The organism is Colwellia sp. SU-HH00943, assembly GCF_057546125.1.
Map to the genome: position 1 here is coordinate 388,998 of NZ_BAAJLW010000001.1, position 23,971 is coordinate 412,968.

The 23,971-nt window shown below is 38.8% G+C and carries 22 protein-coding genes; 13 read left to right on the top strand and 9 right to left on the bottom strand.

The window, feature by feature from the left end:
- Positions 1–8: 8 nt before the first annotated feature.
- The gene (gene mlaE / locus AC27GZ_RS01640) at positions 9–785 is read right to left on the bottom strand and encodes a lipid asymmetry maintenance ABC transporter permease subunit MlaE (RefSeq protein ID WP_487093135.1); all 777 of its coding nucleotides are present in this window, start codon (positions 783–785) and stop codon (positions 9–11) included.
- Positions 785–1,639: a phospholipid ABC transporter ATP-binding protein MlaF gene (mlaF, locus tag AC27GZ_RS01645; protein ID WP_487093136.1), complete on the bottom strand. Its 855-nt coding sequence runs from the start codon at positions 1,637–1,639 to the stop codon at positions 785–787. The genes mlaE and mlaF overlap by 1 nt, the downstream gene beginning before the upstream one ends.
- A gap of 331 nt (positions 1,640–1,970) precedes the next feature.
- Here mlaF and AC27GZ_RS01650 point away from each other — a divergent pair, with 331 nt between their 5' ends.
- The 12 genes from AC27GZ_RS01650 to mgtE all read left to right on the top strand — a co-directional run bounded on the left by AC27GZ_RS01650 (position 1,971) and on the right by mgtE (position 11,696).
- Positions 1,971–2,957, top strand: coding sequence for a calcium/sodium antiporter (locus AC27GZ_RS01650; RefSeq protein ID WP_487093137.1), 987 nt, complete (start codon positions 1,971–1,973; stop codon positions 2,955–2,957).
- A gap of 22 nt (positions 2,958–2,979) precedes the next feature.
- Positions 2,980–3,945 (top strand): KpsF/GutQ family sugar-phosphate isomerase, encoded by a 966-nt coding sequence (locus AC27GZ_RS01655; RefSeq protein WP_487093138.1) that lies wholly within the window; start codon positions 2,980–2,982, stop codon positions 3,943–3,945.
- On the top strand, positions 3,945–4,514 hold the full coding sequence (gene kdsC, locus AC27GZ_RS01660; RefSeq protein WP_487093139.1) for a 3-deoxy-manno-octulosonate-8-phosphatase KdsC: 570 nt from the start codon (positions 3,945–3,947) through the stop codon (positions 4,512–4,514). The genes AC27GZ_RS01655 and kdsC overlap by 1 nt, the downstream gene beginning before the upstream one ends.
- Positions 4,511–5,077 carry an LPS export ABC transporter periplasmic protein LptC gene (lptC, locus tag AC27GZ_RS01665; RefSeq protein ID WP_487093140.1) on the top strand — a complete coding sequence of 189 codons (567 nt, stop codon included), beginning with the start codon at positions 4,511–4,513 and terminating at the stop codon, positions 5,075–5,077. The genes kdsC and lptC overlap by 4 nt, the downstream gene beginning before the upstream one ends.
- A gap of 54 nt (positions 5,078–5,131) precedes the next feature.
- A complete protein-coding gene (gene lptA, locus AC27GZ_RS01670) occupies positions 5,132–5,743 on the top strand; it encodes a lipopolysaccharide transport periplasmic protein LptA (protein ID WP_487093141.1) in 612 nt (203 codons plus the stop codon).
- Between the two features lie 19 nt (positions 5,744–5,762).
- Complete coding sequence (gene lptB / locus AC27GZ_RS01675; RefSeq protein WP_487093814.1) at positions 5,763–6,488, top strand: LPS export ABC transporter ATP-binding protein; 726 nt, start codon at positions 5,763–5,765, stop codon at positions 6,486–6,488.
- 84 nt (positions 6,489–6,572) lie between these two features.
- Positions 6,573–8,096 (top strand): RNA polymerase factor sigma-54, encoded by a 1,524-nt coding sequence (locus AC27GZ_RS01680; RefSeq protein WP_487093142.1) that lies wholly within the window; start codon positions 6,573–6,575, stop codon positions 8,094–8,096.
- Positions 8,097–8,120: 24 nt separating this feature from the next.
- On the top strand, positions 8,121–8,408 hold the full coding sequence (gene hpf / locus AC27GZ_RS01685) for a ribosome hibernation promoting factor (protein WP_487093143.1): 288 nt from the start codon (positions 8,121–8,123) through the stop codon (positions 8,406–8,408).
- A 16-nt stretch (positions 8,409–8,424) separates the two neighbouring features.
- Positions 8,425–8,877 carry a PTS IIA-like nitrogen regulatory protein PtsN gene (gene ptsN / locus AC27GZ_RS01690; RefSeq protein WP_487093144.1) on the top strand — a complete coding sequence of 151 codons (453 nt, stop codon included), beginning with the start codon at positions 8,425–8,427 and terminating at the stop codon, positions 8,875–8,877.
- 129 nt (positions 8,878–9,006) lie between these two features.
- Positions 9,007–9,861 (top strand): RNase adapter RapZ, encoded by an 855-nt coding sequence (rapZ, locus tag AC27GZ_RS01695; RefSeq protein WP_487093145.1) that lies wholly within the window; start codon positions 9,007–9,009, stop codon positions 9,859–9,861.
- A 24-nt stretch (positions 9,862–9,885) separates the two neighbouring features.
- Complete coding sequence (locus tag AC27GZ_RS01700; protein ID WP_487093146.1) at positions 9,886–10,164, top strand: HPr family phosphocarrier protein; 279 nt, start codon at positions 9,886–9,888, stop codon at positions 10,162–10,164.
- Between the two features lie 170 nt (positions 10,165–10,334).
- Positions 10,335–11,696, top strand: coding sequence for a magnesium transporter (gene mgtE / locus AC27GZ_RS01705; RefSeq protein WP_487093147.1), 1,362 nt, complete (start codon positions 10,335–10,337; stop codon positions 11,694–11,696).
- An 86-nt stretch (positions 11,697–11,782) separates the two neighbouring features.
- On the opposite strand, the gene pmbA is transcribed toward mgtE, so the two are convergent.
- A complete protein-coding gene (pmbA, locus tag AC27GZ_RS01710) occupies positions 11,783–13,144 on the bottom strand; it encodes a metalloprotease PmbA (protein WP_487093815.1) in 1,362 nt (453 codons plus the stop codon).
- Positions 13,145–13,245: 101 nt separating this feature from the next.
- Here pmbA and yjgA point away from each other — a divergent pair, with 101 nt between their 5' ends.
- On the top strand, positions 13,246–13,764 hold the full coding sequence (gene yjgA, locus AC27GZ_RS01715) for a ribosome biogenesis factor YjgA (protein ID WP_487093148.1): 519 nt from the start codon (positions 13,246–13,248) through the stop codon (positions 13,762–13,764).
- A gap of 112 nt (positions 13,765–13,876) precedes the next feature.
- Here yjgA and AC27GZ_RS01720 read toward each other — a convergent pair whose 3' ends face one another.
- From AC27GZ_RS01720 to rng, 6 genes are all read right to left on the bottom strand, one after another.
- Positions 13,877–15,322 (bottom strand): arylsulfatase, encoded by a 1,446-nt coding sequence (locus tag AC27GZ_RS01720; protein WP_487093149.1) that lies wholly within the window; start codon positions 15,320–15,322, stop codon positions 13,877–13,879.
- A 31-nt stretch (positions 15,323–15,353) separates the two neighbouring features.
- Positions 15,354–15,986: a hypothetical protein gene (locus AC27GZ_RS01725; RefSeq protein ID WP_487093150.1), complete on the bottom strand. Its 633-nt coding sequence runs from the start codon at positions 15,984–15,986 to the stop codon at positions 15,354–15,356.
- 99 nt (positions 15,987–16,085) lie between these two features.
- On the bottom strand, positions 16,086–17,525 hold the full coding sequence (gene tldD / locus AC27GZ_RS01730) for a metalloprotease TldD (protein WP_487093151.1): 1,440 nt from the start codon (positions 17,523–17,525) through the stop codon (positions 16,086–16,088).
- Between the two features lie 18 nt (positions 17,526–17,543).
- The gene (locus AC27GZ_RS01735; RefSeq protein WP_487093152.1) at positions 17,544–18,380 is read right to left on the bottom strand and encodes a carbon-nitrogen hydrolase family protein; all 837 of its coding nucleotides are present in this window, start codon (positions 18,378–18,380) and stop codon (positions 17,544–17,546) included.
- A 14-nt stretch (positions 18,381–18,394) separates the two neighbouring features.
- Entirely contained in the window at positions 18,395–22,435 is a 4,041-nt protein-coding gene (locus AC27GZ_RS01740) for a YhdP family protein (RefSeq protein ID WP_487093153.1), read from the bottom strand.
- Between the two features lie 36 nt (positions 22,436–22,471).
- Complete coding sequence (gene rng, locus AC27GZ_RS01745) at positions 22,472–23,929, bottom strand: ribonuclease G (protein WP_487093154.1); 1,458 nt, start codon at positions 23,927–23,929, stop codon at positions 22,472–22,474.
- Between the last annotated feature and the right edge of the window lie 42 nt (positions 23,930–23,971).

Sequence of the window (23,971 nt, forward strand, 5' to 3'; positions counted from 1 at the left end):
TTTTGCGCTTACTTCGCAAACATAAGCGCCGTTAAAATAAAGTCTAACCCTAAAACTAATAATGAGGATTGAACTACAGTTTCTGTTGTTGCACGTGAAATACCTTCCGAAGTAGGCTCACAATCATAGCCTTTATAAATCGCAATCCAAGTCACAACAAAAGCAAAGACAACACTTTTAATTACACCATTTAAAATATCTTTATTAAAATCAACTTGCCCTTGCATTACAGACCAAAAAGTCCCTGAATCAACACCGAGCCAATCAACGCCAACGAGATGAGCACCTAAAATCCCCACCATTGAAAAGATAGCAGCCAGTAAAGGTAAACTGATTAAGCCTGCCCAAAACCGTGGTGCAATAACACGACGTAAAGGATCAACAGCCATCATTTCTAAACTTGATAATTGCTCTGTTGCTTTCATCAAGCCTATTTCTGCGGTTAAAGCAGAGCCTGCTCGACCAGCAAATAATAATGCGGCAACCACAGGCCCTAATTCTCGCAACAATGACAATGCAACCATAGGCCCTAAACTAGACTCAGCACCAAAATCGACTAAGATAGTGTAGCCTTGCAGCGCTAGTACCATGCCGATAAAAGCACCTGAGACTATAATAATAATCAATGACATTACACCGACACTGTATAATTGTGTCAGTAATAATGGCAGACCTTTTTTAGGGTTTGGCATATGCAATAAAGCTGATACCAGTACAATAACAGCGCGTCCTAAACCACTAATAAGGTTTATGGTTTTTCTACCCAATAATTGTAACTGCTGCATTATATAGTGCCCTGCGCTACATTGGCTGAATCAGTTGGGTTTACCCCTTGAATTAGCTCTTGCTGATAATTAGTAGCAGGAAAGTGAAATGGTACAGGACCATCGGCATAGCCTTGTACAAATTGTTGAACTAAAGGCGAGCTATCTTGCTTGATTTGCTCTGCTGTTCCTTGACCGATAATTTTTTGCTCAGCAACAATATAAATATAATCAGCAATGCTCATGACTTCTGGTACATCATGCGAAACCACCACAGAGGTTAATCCTAACGCATCACTTAATGAGCGAATCAAACGCACAATGACTCCCATAGAAATAGGATCTTGGCCTGCAAATGGCTCATCATATAAAATAAGTTCAGGATCAAGTGCAATAGCACGAGCAAGTGCAACTCGTCTAGCCATTCCCCCCGATAACTCACTGGGTTGTAGATCCTTCGCACCGCGAAGCCCTACCGCTTCGAGTTTCATTAACACTATTTTTTCAATAATAACTTCAGGTAAGTTACTGTGCTCACGAATGGGAAAGGCAATATTTTCGTAAACACTCATGTCGGTAAATAAAGCACCACTTTGAAACAGCATACTCATACGCTTTCGTGCTTCATATAATGCTTTTCGTGACAAGGTTGGAATATCTTGGCCTGAGAATAATATTTGTCCACTTTCAGGTTTTATTTGACCACCAATTAATCGCAACAAGGTAGTTTTACCAATACCGCTAGGCCCCATAATCGCAGTCACTTTTCCTTTAGGGATCGACAAACTTATATCATCATAAATAACACGCTCCCCTCGTTTAAAAGTTAGGTTATTTATCTCAATTATATTGTCAGAGGTTGCTGTTATTGCCATAGATTAACGTCAATGTTACTTCATTACTTTGTTTTAATAACTTTGTTTTGAAGAAAGTCACTTTCTTGAATGAAGGCAATTTTACCTGAGGCAACATTATTGTTCACTAAAAATTAACAAATTGCCTCATAAAAAAATGTCAGAAAATGTAAAATAAAATATAACAGCCCTTCATAGCTGCGGATAAAGCGCGAAAATAATACAAACCCTAACTATTTTGCCTCTAATTGAATTAATTACTTTTTTTTTAATCCACAACGGGCGACAATTTAACATCTTATACTTATTGATCAACGTTGTGCTCAAGTAAGTATTATTTTTGGAGTGTTGAATGTTAGAAAATGTAGTTATTTTATTAATCGCCTTTGGGACACTTGTATGGAGTGCAGACAAGTTTGTTTTTGGCGCATCCTCTCTAGCGAGAAACTTAGGCGTTTCTCCAATGATAATAGGCTTAACTATTGTTGCTATGGGCTCTTCCGCCCCTGAAATGATGGTTGCCGCAGCAGCGTCATTTCAAGGCAGTCCAGACACAGCTATAGGTAATGCTATTGGTTCAAACATAACCAATATTGCCCTTGTGTTAGGTGTGACAGTATTAATTAAACCGTTGGTCGTTTCCTCGACAACCATTAAACAAGAACTTCCTCTACTGTTAATATTGACCATATTAGCTTATTGGATGCTATCAGATGACTTTTTTAGTTTTCCTGAAGGTGTCGCCTTGATGATAAGTTTTTTTGGCTTCATTACCATTTTACTAATCAAAGCCTTAAAACAAAGAAAAAACAATACGCTAGACGATCCCATGATTATGGAAGCAGAGCAGGAACTCCCTGAAGCTACCAGCACAGTAAAGTCCATTTTTTGGCTTGTTGTAGGTATTACTATCTTAATATTCAGTGCTCATTTTCTTGTTGATTCAGCAATTTTTATTGCTAAAGCCTTTGGTATTAGTGACTTAGTTATTGGACTAACTATTATCGCTATAGGAACAAGTTTACCTGAGCTAGCAGCAAGTATAGCGAGTATACTAAAGAAAGAAGACGATCTGGCGATGGGTAATATTGTCGGCTCAAATATCTTTAATATTTTAGCAGTACTCCCTTTTGCTGGCATCATAGCGCCAGGGGCGATAAATCCTGATGCCTCTCTGCGCGATGCTCCCGTTATGATGGCTATAACAGCGCTACTATTTATTTTATGTTTTAGCCGTAAATCAGGCTACTTTAGACTTACTCGTGCAAAAGGTGCATTATTATTATTAAGCTTTATCGCTTATCAAATATTGCTTTTTTCTCAAACAACCATTAACTAACAAATACAGCCTTAAGTAGACTATGACGAATTTTAAACAACTGGCTAAGAACGTGATTAACATAGAGCAGCAAGCTATTGTTGAGCTGCTAGAGTATATTGATGACAGTTTTGAGTATGCCTGCCAATTGATGTTTTCATGCCAAGGTAGAGTCATTGTTATAGGTATGGGGAAATCAGGTCATGTTGGCGGTAAAATTGCGGCAACACTGGCCAGTACTGGTACACCAGCATTTTTTGTTCATCCCGGTGAAGCAAGTCATGGTGATTTAGGCATGATCACCAAAGATGACGTGGTACTTTCCATTTCTAATTCCGGTGAAACAACTGAAGTTCTTGCGATCATTCCTGTTATAAAACGTATCGGCGCTAAACTTATCACCATGACAGGCAATAAAGAGTCTACTCTAGCAAAACTTGCTGATACACACATCTGCATCAAGGTATCTACCGAAGCCTGCCCGCTTGGTTTAGCCCCAACTTCAAGTACAACAGCTACTTTAGTCATGGGAGATGCTATTGCTGTAGCACTACTCAATGCTCGTGGTTTTACTGCTGATGATTTTGCGCTATCACACCCAGGGGGAAGTCTAGGCAAACGTTTACTGCTTCGTTTAAGTGACATTATGCACCAAGGAGATCGCCTCCCTGTTGTGAGTGAAACAGCGCTCATCAAAGACGCCTTAGTAGAAATGTCACTTAAAGGGTTGGGAATGACTGCAGTAGTGAATGCAGACAACACCTTAATAGGCTTGTTTACCGACGGTGATTTACGCCGTATTCTTGATTTAAAAATCGATATACATCGCGATAATATCGCCACAGTAATGACAACATCTCCCACGGTTGCACAAGCAGATATGCTAGCAGCACAAGCACTAAATATTATGGAAGATAAGAAAATTAATGGCTTAATCATCATTGATGAACATCAGCAACCAATAGGTGCCATGAACATGCATGACTTACTCAGCTCAGGAGTACTTTAATGAATCAATTATCAAATTCACCTAATAACACGCTGTATGGGCAAGTGAGTGAGCAAATTCTAAAACGTGCAGAAAAAATAAAACTGTTAGTTTGTGATGTTGATGGTGTTTTTTCAGATGGCCGTATTTATTTAGGTAATGATGGCGAAGAATTAAAAGCATTTCACACTAAAGATGGTTTTGGTATTAAAGCACTCGGCAGCAGTGGTGTTGACGTTGCCATTATTACTGGAAGACGCTCAGCTATCGTTGCTAATCGCATGGCGGCATTAAATGTTAAGCACATAGTACAAGGGCAAGAAGATAAGTTACCTGCGCTGATTGAGCTTGCAAAACAACTCAATTTATCAGCAGATGAAATAGCTTATATAGGTGATGACATGCCTGATTTACCTTGCATCTTACACGTTGGTTTAGGTGTCGCTGTTCAAGATGCGCATCCCAACGTATTGACGCAAGCTGATTACCAAACGTTCACAACAGGAGGATTTGGCGCAGTCAGAGAAGTGTGTGATCTAATAATGCAATGTCAAGGTACACTTGATCAAGCAACAGGCGCCAGTATATGACACGTCTGCATACATTAGCTCTTTTGGTATTATTGCTAGGCGCTATGGCCTACGGTATTATTGAATGGCGTGGTTCACAAGTACTGCCAGGGGCAGATGTTGAACATGATTTAACACCTGACTTTATTGCCGAAGCACTGAAAAGTGATATTTATACTGATTCAGGGCAATTATCTCATGCCATTATTGCCGACAGAATGGAGCATTATGCCAAACTTGAAGTAACCCACTTTGAGTTACCTAGTTATACGTTATATCCAAAAAATAATGAAGCACCATGGCAACTTAGTGCAAAAGAAGCGACACTATACAAAAATAACAGAGTTATTTTAAATCACCGTGTTCATTTAAAAGCCACGGATGAAGAAAGTTTAATAGAAGAAATTCACTGTAAGTATCTAGAATTAGATTTAAAGACCAATATAATTAGTTCAGAGCAAACAGTTATGGTGCAAGGGAAAGACTTTACTATGTATGGTTCAGGCTTGATCATTGACCTTAACACTAAACAAATGACCTTAACTGAACATGTACGTACCATTTATAAGAAAACTGACAGCTAAAAAACAAAGAGCTAATTGCAATTAGCCCCATATAAATAACCTTGTGATAACTTTATGATAAAAAAGAATTTTGTAAAACCTTCAGTAACGAAAATTAAATCTATTGGTTTAGGTGTTTTACTCGCGACTAGCGTATTAACATTTACTAACGCTAGTTATGCGGCTAAAAAAGATCTCACACAAGAAATTACCATAAAATCAAAACGTCAAAGTGCAGACTTAAAAAACAAAATTGCCAGTTATTTGGAAGACGTAAGTATTCGCCAAGGCTCTATCGCAATAACAGCCGATATAGTGCAGGTTTTTAGCAAAACGAATGAAAAGACCAATGAAAAGCACGACACCTACCTAGCCAAAGGCAAACCAGCTCTTTTTCAACAACAATTAGAAGACGGCAGTTTAATTAGCTTACAGGCTGATGAAATAAAATATCAACCGGACATTTATCTGATAACCGTATCAGGCAATGCCAAAGTGAAACAGGCTGGTAGTATGGTTACTGGTGAAACAATCACCTATAACACCTTAAATGAAAAGCTTGAAGCTGAAAGTAGTCGTGATGAATCCGTCACCACTATTTTACAACCTGCACAAATTAAAGCTCAACAAGAAAAAAATAACGCCGCCAATAATGACAGTAAAAAAGACAGTGACAACAATGATTAATGCAACTGACAACACTGATATAGCTACCCTTAGCGCTCACGGTTTATCTAAGTCATATAAAGGTCGGCAAGTAGTAAAAAGTGTAAGCCTCAATGTGAATACCGGGCAAATTGTTGGTTTATTAGGCCCCAATGGCGCCGGCAAAACCACCTCGTTTTACATGATTGTTGGCTTAGTTCCTAATGATGACGGTAAAATTATTTTAAGTGATGAAGATGTCACACTTGCTCCTATGCATGAAAGAGCACGACGTGGTATAGGTTATTTACCTCAAGAAGCCTCAATTTTTAGAAAACTCACCGTCACTGAAAATATTATGGCTATTTTGCAAACTCGCAAAAACCTTGATGAAGGGAAAAAGCAAGAAAAGCTGGAACATTTACTCGAAGAATTTAATATATGTCATATCAAAGATAACCTTGGTATGAGCTTATCTGGTGGCGAAAGAAGACGTGTAGAAATAGCAAGAGCACTGGCTGCTGATCCTCAATTTATTTTACTGGATGAACCTTTTGCCGGTGTTGATCCTATATCGGTAGGTGACATTAAAAAGATTATCATTCATCTTAAAGAGCGAGGAATTGGTATCTTAATCACAGATCATAATGTCAGAGAAACCTTGGATGTTTGTGAGCATGCTTATATAGTAAGTCACGGTGAAATTATCGCTCAAGGTGATGCAAACCAAATACTTGCAAATCAAAAGGTCAGAGATGTATACCTCGGCGAACAATTCACGCTATAGTTACTAATATACAAAAAAAATTAAGCTATAATTTATAGTGAATGTATTACTAAAATAACAACAACAGGATAAGAACAGAACTAAATGCGTCCATCACTGCAGCTCCGAATAGGACAACAACTCACCATGACGCCGCAACTGCAACAAGCGATAAAGCTTCTGCAGTTATCGACGTTGGAACTTCAACAAGAAATTCAAGAAGTGCTTGAGAGTAATCCTTTGCTTGAAGTGAATGAAAATTCACCGAGTAATAGCAATGAAGAAAACGACAACAGTAATGAACAGTTAGAAGAAGCTTTTTCTGCTAGCACAAATAGCACAGAACAAACCAGCCCTGAAGGTAGTGAAGACACCAGTGCCACTATTGATGAAATAAGTACTACCGAAGCAATGGCTCAAAATGATATTCCTGAAGAGTTAAATATAGATACCACCTGGGAAGAGAGTTACAGTGCTGGAACCTCTAATACAGGTGCAATCTCAAGCCCTTCTGAAGATTACACCTATCAAGGTGAAACCACAGACTCTATTCAAGATCATTTACTCTGGCAAATGGAATTAACACCCTTTACGGATACTGACCGCGCAGTTGCTATTGCCATTATTGAAGCGGTAGATGATGCTGGCTATTTAACCGTTTCTTGCGAAGATATTTTAGAAAGTGTCGGTATTGAAGATTTAGAGCTTGACGAAGTGGAAGCGGTATTAAAGCGCATTAACGTCTTTGATCCAATCGGTGTTGCCGCTCGCTCCATTGCTGACTGCTTAATCATCCAGTTAAATCAATTTGATGAAGACACTCCTTATTTGAAAGAAAGTAAACACATCATTGAAGAGCATATAGACCTACTGGGTAACCGAGATTACCGTCAGCTTATGCGTAAAACTAAGCTTAAAGAAAATCAACTTCGCGAAGTAATGCGCTTAATTCAAACACTGAATCCACGCCCAGGTGATGCGGTAATAAAAGGGGATGAGCAGTACGTTATTCCTGATGTTTCCGTAGAAAAGAAAAATGGACGCTGGATTGTAGAATTAAACCCAGATACAGCGCCTAAATTATCTATTAACCAACAATATGCAGCCATGACTAAAACCACCAAGTCTTCTAGTGATGATGGTCAGTTCATTCGCTCAAACCTTCAAGAAGCAAAATGGTTTATAAAAAGTTTAGAATCGCGAAATGATACACTACTAAAAGTGTCAAATTGTATTGTTCAGCGCCAACAAGGCTTTCTTGAACATGGCGCCGAAGCCATGCGCCCAATGGTATTAAATGATATAGCTGAAGCAGTAGACATGCATGAATCAACCATTTCACGTGTAACAACACAAAAGTACATGCACACACCAAGAGGTATTTTTGAGCTAAAATATTTCTTTTCTAGTCATGTAAGTACTGAAAATGGTGGTGAATGCTCTTCAACAGCAATTCGTTCCTTGATTAAGAAGCTCATTTTAGCGGAAACACCTGCTAAACCGCTAAGTGATAGTAAAATGGCCGATTTATTGGCTGAGCAGGGCATTAATGTTGCAAGACGAACCATAGCTAAATACCGTGAATCATTAGCTATTCCGCCGTCAAATCAACGTAAGAGTTTATTGTAAATCTCATTTAAAAGGATCACGCATATGCAAATTAATCTTACTGGTCACCATGTAGAAATTACCACGTCTTTACGCGATTATGTCGACACAAAATTTGCCAAATTAGAGCGACATTTTGATCATATTAACAATGTTTACGTTGTACTAACGGTAGAAAAATTAGACCAAAAAGCTGAAGCAACGGTTCACCTAAATGGTAGCGAAGTGCATGCTTCAGCGGTGAATGAAGTGATGTATGCCTCTATTGATACCTTAGTAGATAAATTAGACCGCCAAATTCTTAAATACAAAGGCAAAATTGCCAGCCATTAACCCCATTCAAAGTACTATGACCCTACAAGACATTTTAACGCTGGACTGCACTGCCTGTGCAGTTCCAGCAAGTAGCAAAAAACGCATACTCGAAACTCTCTGCCAACTTGCCAGTAGTAAATTAGGTGAATCCGATACAGGTACGCTATTAGATAGCTTACTAAACCGAGAAAAAATGGGCAGTACAGGTATTGGTAATGGTATTGCGATACCTCATGGAAAATTGCAAAACTCAAATAAAGCAGTTGCTGTCATGCTAACCACTGAAAAAGCGATTGAGTTTGACGCAATAGATAATAAACCTGTCGATATTTTTATTTGTTTATTTGTACCTCAAGATTGCACTCAAGCACATTTAGAAACTTTACAAAGCATAGCTAAACTGTTTAGTGATCGAAAAGTAGCGAAACAAGCGCGTAAGTGTACTTCTAAACAAGCTTTATTTAATCTAGTTCAACAAGCACATTAAAAAGCAACGTATTTTACAACCGCATAATAATGTAAAGTACCTAAATAACAACTTATTTAACAAAGCATGCAAGCCATCATAACAGCTGTCAATGACACTGCTTTAGCCTTGTAGCGCGAGATATCAAGTATGAAACTTATTATTGTCAGTGGCCGTTCAGGATCAGGGAAATCTGTTGCTTTAAGAGTATTAGAAGATTTAGGCTACTATTGCGTAGATAATATTCCTATTAACTTATTACCTGCCTTAACTCATACTGTTATCAATGATTACGAGAATGTTGCCGTCAGCTTAGATGTCCGTAACTTACCCAATGATCCTAAAGATATACCGGAAATAATCGAGTACTTACCGAATGCTGTTGATGTAACTACCCTTTTCTTAGATGCTGACGATATAGACCTTACCCGTCGATTTAGCGAAACACGTCGTTTACATCCATTAATCAAAGAAAATATCCCCTTAGATCAAGCAATAGCGTTAGAAAAAAAGCTCCTTACGCCTATTTCTACCCGAGCAGATTTATACATTAATACTAGCCAATTAAGCCCGCATCAATTAGCTGACTTAGTCAGAGAACGTATTTTAGGTAAAAAAACAGGGGCTATGGTATTAGTATTTGAATCATTCGGTTTTAAACATGGCATCCCTGCCGATGCCGACTATGTATTTGATGCGCGATTTTTACCAAACCCTTTTTGGGAAAAAGATCTGAAAGCCTACACAGGGTTAGAGCAACCCGTACAAGATTTCCTTGCCAGTCAACCGATAGTAACAAAGTTTATCTGGCAAATTAATAGTTTTATGATGACATGGCTACCACATCTAGAACGTAATAACCGTAGTTATGTCACTATCGCCATAGGTTGTACAGGCGGTAAGCATAGATCCGTTTATATCGCTGAACTATTAGCCAGTAACTTTAGAAAAGAAAAGAAAGATGTACAAACACATCACCGTGATATTGAGAAAGTAAAAAAATAATAATGAATCATTATGAGTAGCCTTATGACCACAACTATTTCTAAAGACTTAACTATCATCAACAAGCTCGGTTTACATGCTCGCGCTGCAACAAAGCTTGCTCAGTTATGCCAAAAATTTACCGCGAAAATCACCCTTGAATTAGAAGATAAAACCGCTGATGCCAATAGTATTATGGCAATAATGTTACTCGCTGGCGGTCAAGGTAAAACCGTAACAGTCACTGCTCAAGGTGAAGATGCAGAACAAGCATTAGCCGCTATTAGTCAGCTGATAGGCGACAAGTTTGATGAGTCTGAATAGTAAAGTAGCTTTTTGAGCGCAAGCAAGCACGAACAGTTTTTAAACATCTAATCATTACAATGACTTTTTAGCATTAAAATAAAAAGCTGATAAAACCATTGAGTTACGATAAACTTATTAAGTAAACCATCTCCAAACTTTCCCAAAAACTAAATAGCAGATTCATCGCCATGTCAGAGCTAACAGAACAAGAAGACATTCAACGAAGATTACATCAGGTGAACGAAGCCCTGAGTGATGGCATGTTTGTCTATGTTCGGCAGCTTTTACAAGAATTGCCTGTTTATGATTTAGCACTAGTACTTGAGTCTTCCCCGGCAAAAAACCGTTTAGTGTTATGGCAATTAATTGATGCTGAATTTCACGGCGAAGTATTAGAAGAACTCAGTGAAGAAGTACGTAAAGGTATCCTTAAGGGCATGCGACCTGAAAAACTCGCTGCTGCCGCTGAGGGGATGGATGTTGATGATATTGCAGAAGTTTTTCGTACTCTACCTGATAGCGACTACCAAGAAGTTCTTAACTCGATGGACTCGCAAGATAGAAGCCGAATAGAAACTGCTTTATCTTACGAGGAAGATACCGCCGGTGGTATCATGAATACAGATACCATCACCGTTAGACCGGAAGTGACTGTCGATGTGGTATTACGGTATTTGCGATTAAAGGCCGAGCTACCTGAATCAACAGACTCCTTTTATGTAGTTGATCGTAATAACAAATTTATTGGTGCAGTGTCTTTAGCTGCCATAGTTACAGCCAAGCCAGAAGTGATTATTTCAGATCTAATCGATGCTGATGTCGAAGCTGTACAGGCCGATATGAGTGAACAAGATGTGGCACAGTTATTTGAACGCCATGATTGGTTTTCAGCCCCTGTTGTCGATCAAGAAGATCACTTACTCGGCCGTATTACAATCGATGATGTAATTGATATTATTCGTGAAGATGCTGAACATTCTATGATGAGTATGGCGGGTTTAGATGACGAAGCCGATACCTTCGCACCTGTCATCAAAAGTACCAAGCAGCGCTCATTATGGTTAGGGGTAAATTTAATCACCGCACTTATGGCTGTTGCAGTATCCAGTATGTTCGAAGGAATATTAAGCCAATTAGCCATTCTAGCGATATTAAATACCTTAGTGCCTAGCATGGGTGGTGTAGCAGGTGGGCAAACCTTAACCCTAGTTATTCGCGGTATGGCCTTAGGTCATGTTGGTGATAGCAATGCAAAAGCATTGTTATATAAAGAGCTCGCCGTCGGCTTTTTAAATGGCTTATTATGGGCGTTATTAATTGCGAGTGTTGTTGGTTTATGGCAACAAGATATAGTGCTTGCCGGCGTAATTGCCATAGCCATGTTAATGAATATGACAGCAGCAGGTTTAGCCGGTGTCGCTGTACCTATTATCCTAAAACGTATGGAAGTAGACCCCGCATTAGCAGGTACAGTTATTCTCACTACGATTACTGATGTTGTAGGTATTTTTGCCTTTTTAGGTACTGCAACCCTACTATTAGCGCCGTAACTAAATTCACCATAATAACTAAAACTATCATAACTAAACCTTAGTACTCAGTCGCAATGCTGAGCACTAAAGGTAGTAATAGAAAATTATTGTCCAGCTATTTGCATTTCTTCAAGTAAAATAGAACCCGTTCTAATACTACCATGCATATCAACGTCAGAGCCTACAGCAATAATGCCTTTAAACATATCTTGTAGTTTACCCGCAATAGTAATCTCACTGACAGGGTAAGCTATTTCGCCATTTTCTACCCAAAAACCAGCGGCACCACGAGAGTAATCGCCATTAACAACATTGACCCCTTGCCCCATTAACTCAGTAACTAATAACCCCGTCCCTAAGGTTTTTAACATAGCATCAAAATCACCGCTATGATTAGTACTTTTACTATTTACCAGCCAATTGTGAATACCACCAGCATGTCCCGTTGTTGTTAACCCTAATTTGCGCGCTGAATAGCTGGTTAATAAATAGGTTTGTAAAACGCCATCTACAATAATATCTCTATCTTTCGTCGCAACTCCTTCACTATCAAAAGCACTACTTGCTAATGCTTTAAGCAAATGTGGGCGCTCTTGAATCGATAAAAAGTCAGGAAAAACATTTTTTCCTAGCGCATCTAATAGGAAAGAAGATTTTCGGTACAAATTGCCACCGCTAATAGCCGCTATAAAATGGCCCCAAAGGGTATTGGCAATGTCAGCGCGAAATAAAACAGGCACTTTCATGGTAGAAAGCTTTTGTGGATTTAATCGAGAAGTGGCTTCATGGGCGGCTTTTTTACCAATGCTGATACCACTTTCTAATAACGAAAAATCACGATTAACATCGTAAGCATAGTCACGCTGCATTTCATCACCTTCACCAGCGATAACAACGCAACTCAAGCTATGTCGTGTACTGGGATAAGAAACAATTTGACCGTGACTATTACCGTAAACCTTAAAGCCAGAAAAACTATCTAAACTGGCGCCATCTGAGTTACTAATACGCTCATCACTTTCTAATGCACTTTGCTCACAAGCTTTGGCAATGTCTATCGCCTCTTCTGTAGATAGTGCTTTCGGGTGATATAAATCTAATTCTTTGTTATCCATTGCTAAAAGGTCTTTATCAGCCAACCCCGAACAATCATCAACTGAAGTATATCTAGCAATATTCACTGCAGCTTCTACCGCTTGTGTTAATGCAGCTTGTGATAAATCGGCAGTAGACGCACTACCTTTTCGCCCTTGTTGATATACCGTAATTCCTAAAGCGCCATCATTAGTAAACTCAACATTTTCAACCTCTCCTAAACGAGTACCAACACTTAAGCCTTGTTGGCGAGTCATTGCAACTTCAGCGCCATCGGCACCTAATGATTTAGCTAAATTAAGCGCTTTAGCAACACGTTCTTCAACTTCATTCATTTGTGCTAATAAGGGGTTTGTAGTTTTATTTGTTATGGTCATATTTATATCTATTTAGGCTTTTGAATATCAACTTTATGGCAATTTGCGTATAATAAAGTTAGTACAATTAAATTTAACTGATAGTAACGCTTATTATGCCTCACTCTGCCAACGATATCGACGACTTAGCATCAGAAATAGAGTTAAAAAGTAAAACAGAAATCAAAAAAGAAATGCACCAGATGCAAGATTTTGCACAATCTTTAGTGGATATGTCGAAACATCAACGTAGCCTGCTACCTTTAAATGATGATCTCAAAGACGCTATGGTGGTAGCCGATAAAATTAAAGGTAAACATGAAGCCGCACGCCGACATGTTCGCCACATAGCTAAACTACTATTAGAAATAGACCGTGAACCTATTTATAAAGCAATAGATGTCATGGCTAATAAACACCAGCAAGCAACCGCCAAATTTGAGCGTTTAGAAAGTATTCGTGATCAACTGATTGAAGAAGGCAATGAAGCCATTGAAGCTTTATTAGTTGAGTTTGAACAACTTGAACGCCAAAAATTAAAGCAACTAGTTCGACATGCCGCTAAAGAAAAGAAAGCTGAAAAGTTAGGTAAGCATTACCGAAACTTATTTACTTACTTAAAAGAAAACAGCTAGCTGTATCACAAACAATAAAAGTGGATGTTTAATCTCAATAAGTACAATATTTGCTATAAGAAATCAAAGACTGCTTTATTAAACAGTCTTTGAGAGCAAAGTAACCAAGTGGCTATTTCGGCGGCTGGTAGGGATCTTTAGCCCCCATCTTAATAGGTGGATATTTAGCAAACGACATTTTATGTTCAACCAATTGTGTTAAAGCCGCTTTGGGTACCCAAGTATGAGGGAAAAGCACATTGGTGCGCTCTTGAGGATCACTCATTAAATTATATAGTTTCGGCATAGTTAACGTTACCAATGGCGAACTCCATGACTCTTGTTCTTTAAAGTGAAGTTTCCAGTTTTTCCACTTCACACCAAAAATCTCATTGCCCATATAAACTACAAAGCCTTCACGACCCGATTGATTTGATTTTCCAGTAAAAAAATCTGCCATGTTAATACCATCAATGACTCTGTCAGTTGGCACTTTGCCACCAGCGATTTTAGCCAGTGTTGGAAAAATATCCATCGCATGCACAATTTCATCACTCACCCGACCCGCTTTAACTTTTTTGGGCCAACGCATCACAAATGGCACTCGTAATGCGCCTTCAAAGCCAGTAAACAAGGTTCCACGCCATGGCCCTGCACTACCATTCATTGCTGTTTCTACTGTCATTGAAGTACCCGACATCTCCAATGCCTCTGGTCCATTATCGGCGGTAAAAATAAATATAGTGTTATCAGTCAGTCCTAATTTATCGACTGCTCTTGCCAGTTCCCCGGTGTAACTATCAACCTGCAATAACAAATCTGCCCAATCGCCATTACCCGTTTTTCCTTTAAAGTCAGGATGTGGCATGGTTGGAAAATGTGTTGCCGTATAAGGTAGGTAAACAAAAAAGGGGTTTTTAGATTTTGCCTGACGTTGCATAAAGTCTATTGCTTTGTCAGTTAAATCACGATCAATTAGCGGGCGATAATCTAATCTATATGGTCTAATTTTTTTCGGCATTTTACCTTTTACACCAGACATAACATAGGTTTCATCAACACCACTACTCTCAAAACCATCCATATCATAATAGACAGATTCATCTGTTGAGTTGGGTATGCCATACCATTCATCAAAACCTTGGTCTGTTGGAAAACGTCCTTTCGTTCTTCCTAAGTGCCATTTTCCAAACATACCTGTTTTGTAACCCGCATCAGAGAACATTTCAGCGATAGTTTCTTCCCACTGAACTAACCCGTATACCCCTTTACCAACAGGTACCGTTGCATTACCACTACGAAATGCATAACGACCAGTCATTAAAGCCGAACGCGATGGAGTACATTGCACCTCAACATTAAAGTTAGTGAGTTTTAAACCTTCATTAGCTATTTGATCTAAATTGGGCGTTTCAGCACCACGAATTATTCCACCACCATTAAATCCTGGCTCCCCCCACCCAAAGTTATCCATAAAGATTACAACAACATTAGGTTTGTCTGCCGCACTGACCAAGGAGGAGACACTTAGGAAAGTAACTGCTACGACACTAGCTATTTTTCTTTTCAACGTTTTCATATTCTTATCCTTAACTTATAAAAAGTAACAATTAAAATCCGTATTTATATTTGATATAAGCATTGCCATCAAAGCTTGTTGAATCAGTCTCAGCGCCTAAATAACCAAAACGAAACATATGGGTTTTATATTGATAACCTAAGAAGCTATCAAGCGTTGTATTAGAGTATGAATTTTCAGCTGTCGTATAAAAAGGGTCGATACCAATAGAAAAACCATTGCCGAGTTGTATGCGAGAATAAACTCCAATTGTTGCAGAAGTTGACCAATCACCTTCCGTTAGCTCTATACCACCTACCGTTACAATAGGGTAAAACTGAACAACTTTATTGATGGGCAATGCGTAAATTCCACCAACGCCAACAGAGGAGCCAGAGTCAGCTTCAATTTGATACGTTGCATCAACATACATACCCAAGCCTTTCCATAGTTTCATTTTTGCATAACGCACATTAAGCGCATCAAAATTTTGTCTAGACTCTATAGATAATAAATTGTTTCCCCAACCGGCACCAAAAGAAACATCCGCATCGCCGTCTTCATTAATCACACCACCAACACTTGAATAAACGGCAGTGGGATCTGACATATCGATATCTTTAGCTTGTGAAATGCCTAAAAGATTAAACCCAACAGTTACCCCTATCAAAATCAATTTCTTCATTTGTAATTCCTTTTCTCATCGTTATTACAATCAAGCCAATTAATTTATTGATAGATTAGCAACTAAATTATCAGCATATAAAATAACTTATTCAGCCTGTTACTGAGTACCACCAATTGTCATTTCATCCACTTTCAATGTTGGCTGTCCAACACCAACAGGTACACTTTGACCATCTTTACCACAGACACCGACACCGGCATCAAGCTTTAAATCATTACCAACCATAGAGACTTTATTCATCGCCTCAGGGCCACTGCCTATAAGTGTAGCGCCTTTAACTGGAGAAGTGATTTCTCCATTTTCAATCATATAAGCTTCTGAGCTAGTAAAAACAAACTTCCCTGATGTGATATCAACTTGTCCACCAGCAAAGTTGGGCGCATAAATGCCTTTTTTCACTGATTTAATAATATCTTCTGGGCTCGATTCACCAGCCAGCATGTAAGTATTGGTCATTCTGGGCATAGGTAAATGAGCATAAGATTCACGTCGACCATTACCCGTTGGTTTTACGCCCATTAAACCGGCGTTATGCTTGTCTTGCATATAGCCTTTTAAAATACCTTTTTCGATCAAGACATTATATTGACCCGGTGTACCTTCATCATCAATACTCAATGAGCCACGTCGATTTTCCATTGTGCCATCATCGACAATAGTACATAGCTCAGAGCACACTTTAGAGCCAACTTTACCGGAGAAAGTAGAAGAGCCTTTACGGTTAAAATCACCTTCTAAACCATGCCCCACTGCTTCATGTAATAGCACACCTGGCCAACCTGCACCTAAAACAACAGGCAAGGTTCCTGCAGGCGCTTCAATGGCTACTAAGTTCACTAATGCTTGACGAACCGCTTCTTCAGCAAAAGATAAATACCGAGCTTTACCCTGCTCTACTTCAAAGAAGTAACTATAATCGGTGCGAGCACCACCACCAGCACTGGCTCTTTCTCGCTTGCCATTTTCTTCAACTAATACTGAACAATTCAGTCGCACTAACGGTCGAATATCAGTGCCATAGGTGCCATCACTTGCAGCAACTAATATTTTTTCATACACACCCGATAAGCTAACAATAACTTGAGAAACACGCTTATCAATTTGTCTGGCATGCGCTTCCACTTCATGTAAAAGAGATATTTTTTGCTCTTGCGTTAAACTGCCTAACGGCTCAACAGCCTGATAAATATTAATCGGTGACTGGCGTTTAAAGGCTTGGACTTGCGCTCCTTGACCACTATCAGCGATCCCTTTGGCGGCATCAGCGGCTTGCTGTAAAGCCAGTGGTGAAATATCGTCAGAATAAGCAAAGCCTGTTTTCTCACCAGAAATAGCACGTACACCCACACCGCGCTCTAAATTAAAAGAGCCTTCTTTAACGATACCGTCTTCTAACATCCAAGATTCATGTTGGCTAGACTGAAAATACAAATCAGCAAAGTCAACTTGACGCGTTGTCATGCTATTTAAGGTGGCTGATAAAATAGCATCATCTATCTGGCTATCGGCTAGTAAGGCTTGCTCAACTTTATTCATTTAAAACTCGGTTATTAATTAATTTTTTAAAACATGCTTTAACGGCATGCTTGCTCTCGTGCTTTGAATTTCTTGAGGGTTGAAGTCAGTGGTAATTAGCCCTTCTCCCTCTTCAATACACGCTAAAATTTCACCCCACGGACTGATTATCATAGAATGCCCCCAGGTTTCTCGTTTATTGTCATGTATACCCTCTTGCCCCGCAGCAATAATGTATACTTGATTTTCTATTGCTCTTGCTTGCAACAAGGTTTGCCAATGCGCTTTACCAGTTACACGTGTAAAAGCGCTCGGTACAGTAATAATATCGGCGCCGAAGTCATTTAGAGTTTGAAAAAGCTCAGGAAAACGCAAATCAAAACACACGGTTAAACCAATATTAGCCATTGTAGTGCTAACCACACAAGGTGTATCACCGGCTTGTGTATAACGTGACTCACAATATTGTCTAGCGCTGTCTTGTACATTAACATCAAACAGGTGGATTTTATCATAGCGGCCAAGTATTTTCCCTTCAGGGTTAAAAATACAGCTGGAATTAGTAAATTTATCACCTTGCTCAGTTAATATCGGAATCGTACCTGCGATAAGGTAAACCTTGAATTGCTTCGCTATAGCACTTAATTTACTTTGTAAGCTACTTATCAATACGTGCTGTGATTGCTGACTCGCTTTAGCGAGTTCAAGCTGACCTTTATCTGTATCGCCAAAAAACAAACAACACTCAGGCAATACCACTAAATGTTCTACATCTTGATAACTCGTTGTCAGTTGCATTAAGTATTTAGTAATGGTGCGAAGGTTTTCCTCAACATTTGGCTTAGTATTTAATTGAACTGCGCTTAACTTTAACACCTTAAAATAACACCTTAGCTTTTGCCATTTTTCAGATCATTAGCTAAGTCGTCACTATAATTAATAGACTTATATTGTTGAAGTGATTGAGGTTGAATCGGCTCTTTTTCTGATTCTTTATTATCACCAACACTGTCTTTATCTGCATTATCAACAAATTCAGGTGGTTTGGAGCGACCAACACTAATGTCCCTATTTTTACGATTCACTTCTTTAAAGTTAGGATCTTTAATTTTCCCGGTTAATTCAAAATTAAACTCTGAAACAACCTGTGATGTAATGACCTGATCAATGGCAATCCCAGCTAAAAACAGTACGGGATCTAAAGTTGCTATCCAAGCAAGAACCGGCAAACTAGAAGTTAAGTTTGGCTTGTAAGTCATTTTATAATCAAGCATGTCAGTGGCAAAATTTGTATTGCCCTTGATAAATAAGTTACCTGCGGTGCCATTCATACGAGTATTATCAGTATAAAGTACACCGTTTTTCATGTGATAATTACCTCTAATATCACTATAAAACATACCATCACTGAAAATATCACGAAAATCTAACGTTAGCTTTCTAACCAAGGAATCTAGGCTTAATACTGAAAATATTCGTGCTTTATCGCTTACTTCAGCTAAATAACCATCATCAATCGTCGCTGAAATATCGCCATTGAGGTGCTTGGCGCTAAAGTCATGTGGCCCACCTTGCCAGTTCAAAGTAAAATCTAACTTGCCTCCACTGTCTCGAATAATGGAAGCATAGCCCAGTTGTTTCATCTCATATTCAATATCTTTGAGTGTTAGATTTCCCTTAATAGAAGTAGTCGCCCGTTGCCCTTCTTTTTGCCATTGACCTGCAAGACTAAACTCAGCTTGCTCTCGCTTAGCGTTAAAATGGTCAATATTGATAATATTGTCATCTTGACGAGATAACGCAAACTTCACCGTACCCAAATCCAGTTTATCCACTAAACAACGATCACAATGAAAATTTATTTTTGGTGTATTTGCAAATACATCTTGCTCATCAATTATAGCAACAACATCACTTTCTTCAGCAAGAAGTGTTTCCTCGTTATTTATCTCGCTATTTAATGATAAATGCATAAAGTCTGCATTAACATCTATACCTTGCTCTAGCCAGTTTGGATAAAACTTAATTCGGCTACGTGTTTCCTTCGCATTTAGTTGCAATAACCACCAGTCAGTTTTATCTAACAAGTTAAAAGAGACATTATTAAACTGCTGGCCAAGTAGATCTAATTTCGCAATCGTCCCGCGGATACGTTCAGGTTTTGAAAATAAGGGCTTTGTGTCTTCTGTATCACTTTGCTGCTCATTAGCACTACTCACAGAATCAATAATATCGCTAATTAGAGGCTGCCAATGGGCAAAATCGGCATGGCCTAATTGGGTTGTAATATGAAAACCATCCATAGGTAACAGCATTTTTTCATTACCCAAAACAAGGTGTGAGCGCTCAAAGTAACTATTTTCATGATCAAGCACACCAAAGAAACCAAGCTCTTCGCCATAATTCACATTTATCGTTGATTCATCTAGTTGACCATTAACAGTCACGATTAAAGGAAGTTTTTCTCCTACTGCCTTCTTATACGGCTTAGGTAAATGCAGCAGTGTTTGTGCTAACTCGCTATTAATTTTCAGATCATAGGAAAAGCCACCATTATGATGCTGATGTAAGGATAAATCTCCTTGCCACTGCAGTTGGCCACCAGAATATTTTTTCAATAGTGGCGTAACATTCTGCTGCCAAATACTTTCATCCCAATCGGCTACGAGCGCAATATCAGTATCGTAATACTCTTCCTTATTAACACCGGTAATATCTAAAGATAGTGGCATCCCCAACCACGTAAGGGATAAATTTTTTGTCGTGATAAGATCATTAGCAAAGTTTAACTGGCCGTTTACCTTTGCAAAATCCATACGCGGTGTTTGCAAGGCAACTGGATTATCAGAGAAATTAATCAAGCCACTGGCAACAACATTTTGCGTTGCATTAAGGGGTAAATTCAAATGAAATTCACCGTGCACATCACCACCAATTTGTAATTGTGTTAACACTTCACCGACATTGTCTTTTAACGGGCTATTGATCATTAATTGCGTAATCAAATCTGCTGATAACGGTTGAATAAGGCTATCAACGGTTAATAATTGCTCTTTACCTAAATCATCAATAGCTGCTTGCATGCCATTGACATCTAAGCCAAGTAAGCTACCTTCCCGTCCGGTTATCAGCATACTGTTATTGGTAAAATTTAAGTTAGCCGCAAAGTCTGTGATATTAGGCCAGTCATCATCAAAATTAAACGTGCTTTGGGAAAGCTCGGCATCAACGACAAAAATACCTGAATGATCGGTAAAGGGGAAACTTGATAGCGGACCATTGATCAGCACTTGTGCTTGTTCAAATCGGCCTGCAACAATAGCATTATTAAGGTAGGCAATTAATTCAGGGCTCATTGTGGTTAGAGGGTAATAATGCCCTGCTTTACTTGCATCACCCTCGGTAATCGTTGCCAAAAGCGACATAGCTACATCGCTTCCTTCTTCAGAAAAAATAGCCATATCAGCACTTAGTTTAAGCTCTGGCGAAACAACAGTTAAATCATTTACCTGTAACTGCCAACCTGCTTTATTAGGCGTTGGAGCGCTCAAACTTAAGGCAATATTAGCCTCAAGTGTTTGATATACAATTGGCGCAACAAAGAGTTTGTCAAAGTCTAATGCACCATCTTTGCCAGCTAAATCCAAATGCAAGGTATCTTGAGCAAAGCTTAACTGCCCTGATAAGTTTTGCACACCTGGGATACCTTGACTATATTGCACCGAAGTCTGCTCAAAATTCGCTAATGCTTGAATATTCTCTGCCGATTTTTTGAAATAAATATCACTTGCCTCACCCACAACATTTAAATCAGAGAGTAAATAACGCGTGTCTAAATCACTAACGAAGAGTGAAGAAACTTGACTAATAAGTGCTAAATCAAACTTAGATAAATACACAGAAAAGGCATCTGAGGTTTTATTCATTTGAAAAACATATTCTTGCTCAGCTTGTTGATCGAGCGTCATTTGTAGCGGTGTACTAAACAGCTTAAAGCTCTCGGGAGATTTACCTTTAACCAATAACAGCTGTCCTGAACTCAATGATAAGTTGTGCTGCCCCTTTTTATCCTGCCAACTAATGTAATTATCATGTAAGGCAACTTGTAAACGTTCTATTTTGCCATTATTAACTTTCAGCCAAGTTGCAAAGCCGATATCAGCTTTGGTTTGTTCATTATCTAACGCTAATACTGTGTCAAGCCAGGGGGTGATATCAAGGTGGTTAGCTTCTAAGTAAATCAAGCCATCTAATTCTTCTACTGAATCCCCCGTAACATCAATTTTCATATTTAAGTTATTGCTACTTAATTCATCAACAATTACTTTACCTTGGGCTTGATGGCGACTACCCCTATTTTTCCAATGCAGATTATTAATATGAAAATTTCGCTCTAGTGATTTACTATGAATCACTATATGGCTATCACGCAGTGTGAACTGATTTAAACGATTTAAGAAAATTGAAGTGAGTTGTTCAAAGCCGCCTTCAGCTTCATCACCTGTAGCCTCACTGCTATCTATATTTTCTTCAGCACCTTCACTATTCCACGCCCCTTGTGACAGTTGGACTTTAGCGCCATCTAAAATTAAATTACTCGAGACTAGGTTTCGTGTGGTAATCGACTTCCAAAAGTTTATTTGCATTTCCAAATGGTCGATATACACATAGGCATCAGGCTTATCAACTAAGGTGACTTGCTTGGTGACTATCGTTGGCCCCCAACGCTGCCAACTCATCCCTAAGCTACCAATAACAACATTGGTTTGGTTAGTTTCATTAATATAAGTTTGGAAGTCTTCTTTATAATGCTCTACATAGGGTAGAAACAAACGAAAAGCACTGATTAATACCGCAAAAAGTACCAGCAAAATTGCCAGTATTTTATAAATACGGTTTAACCAACGATTTGATACGTTTGTAACAGACATTAACTTTAACTTTCCTATTTGCTCATGATTAAAGTGTTACATCATGACAACATCAAACTGCTCTTGCGAATACATAGCTTCGGTTTGCACTTTGATTGATTTACCAATAAACACCTCAACTTCTGCGAGGTTATGAAATTCATCATTCACTAAAAAGTCACTCACTGCAGAAGAGGCGTAAACAATAAACTTATCGGCATCATGTGCCCTATTTACTCTAACAATTTCACGTAATATTTCAAAACATACCGTTTCAACTGTTTTTAAGTTACCACGTCCCGTACATACAGGGCATTCGTCACACAACACATGCTCTAAACTTTCACGGGTGCGCTTACGGGTCATTTCAACTAACCCTAGGGAAGAAAAACCACTAACACTATGTTTTACTTTATCTTTCGACATTGCCATTTCTAAACTACTTAATACACGGCGTTTATGATCTTCATCATGCATGTCAATAAAATCAACAATAATGATACCACCTAAATTACGTAATCTTAGTTGACGAGCAATCGCTTGCGTTGCTTCAATATTAGTACTAAAAATAGTATCTTCTAAATTCCGGTGTCCTACAAATGCACCAGTATTAATATCGATAGTCGTCATCGCTTCCGTTTGATCTATGATTAAATAGCCACCCGATTTCAATTCTATTTTTCGATGTAAAGCGCGCTGTATTTCAACCTCTACAGAAAATAAATCAAAAATGGGTCTTTCACCAGGGTAGTACTCCATCACGCTAGTCAGCTCAGGCACAAATTCTTCACTGAAATCTTTAAGTTGCTCATAGGTTAATTTAGAGTCAACACGGATGCGTTCAAACTCCATACCGACAAAGTCTCTTAGTACCCGAAAAGATAACGACAAATCTTGATAGAGTGGCATTTTAACTTGCTTTCGTTGTTTTCGTTCTTGTACTTTCTTCCATACTCGACGTAAAAACGTTGCGTCATGTTTTAACTCTTGCTCGCCAGCCCCTTCACCGGCAGTACGCACAATAAAACCCTGCTCATCATCACAAAACGGAGTAATTATATCTTTTAAACGTTTACGCTCTTTGTCATCTTCAATGCGCTGAGATATACCCGCATGACTTGAGTATGGCATTAACACTAAATAACGCGAGGCAATCGTGATATCTGTGGTTAAACGCGCTCCTTTAGAGCCCAACGGGTCCTTAACCACTTGCACCATCAAATATTGCCCTTCATGTACTAGGGAGCGTATATCAGGAACTTGCTCGGTTTCTTCGTTTAAAATTAGCTTTGAATTAATATCTGAGGCGTGTAAAAAAGCAGCTTTTTCTAGATTGATATCAACAAAAGCCGCTTGCATACCGGGTAATACTCGAATCACTTTACCGAAATAAATATTACCCACAATGCCACGTTTTGCTTCGCGTTCAATATGTACTTCTTGTAATGAGCCATTTTCAATGAGTGCAACACGTGTTTCACTCGGGGTAACATTTATTAATAACTCACTACTCATCTTATAATCCTTTGTCATTACGATAGCTTGCTATGATAACGC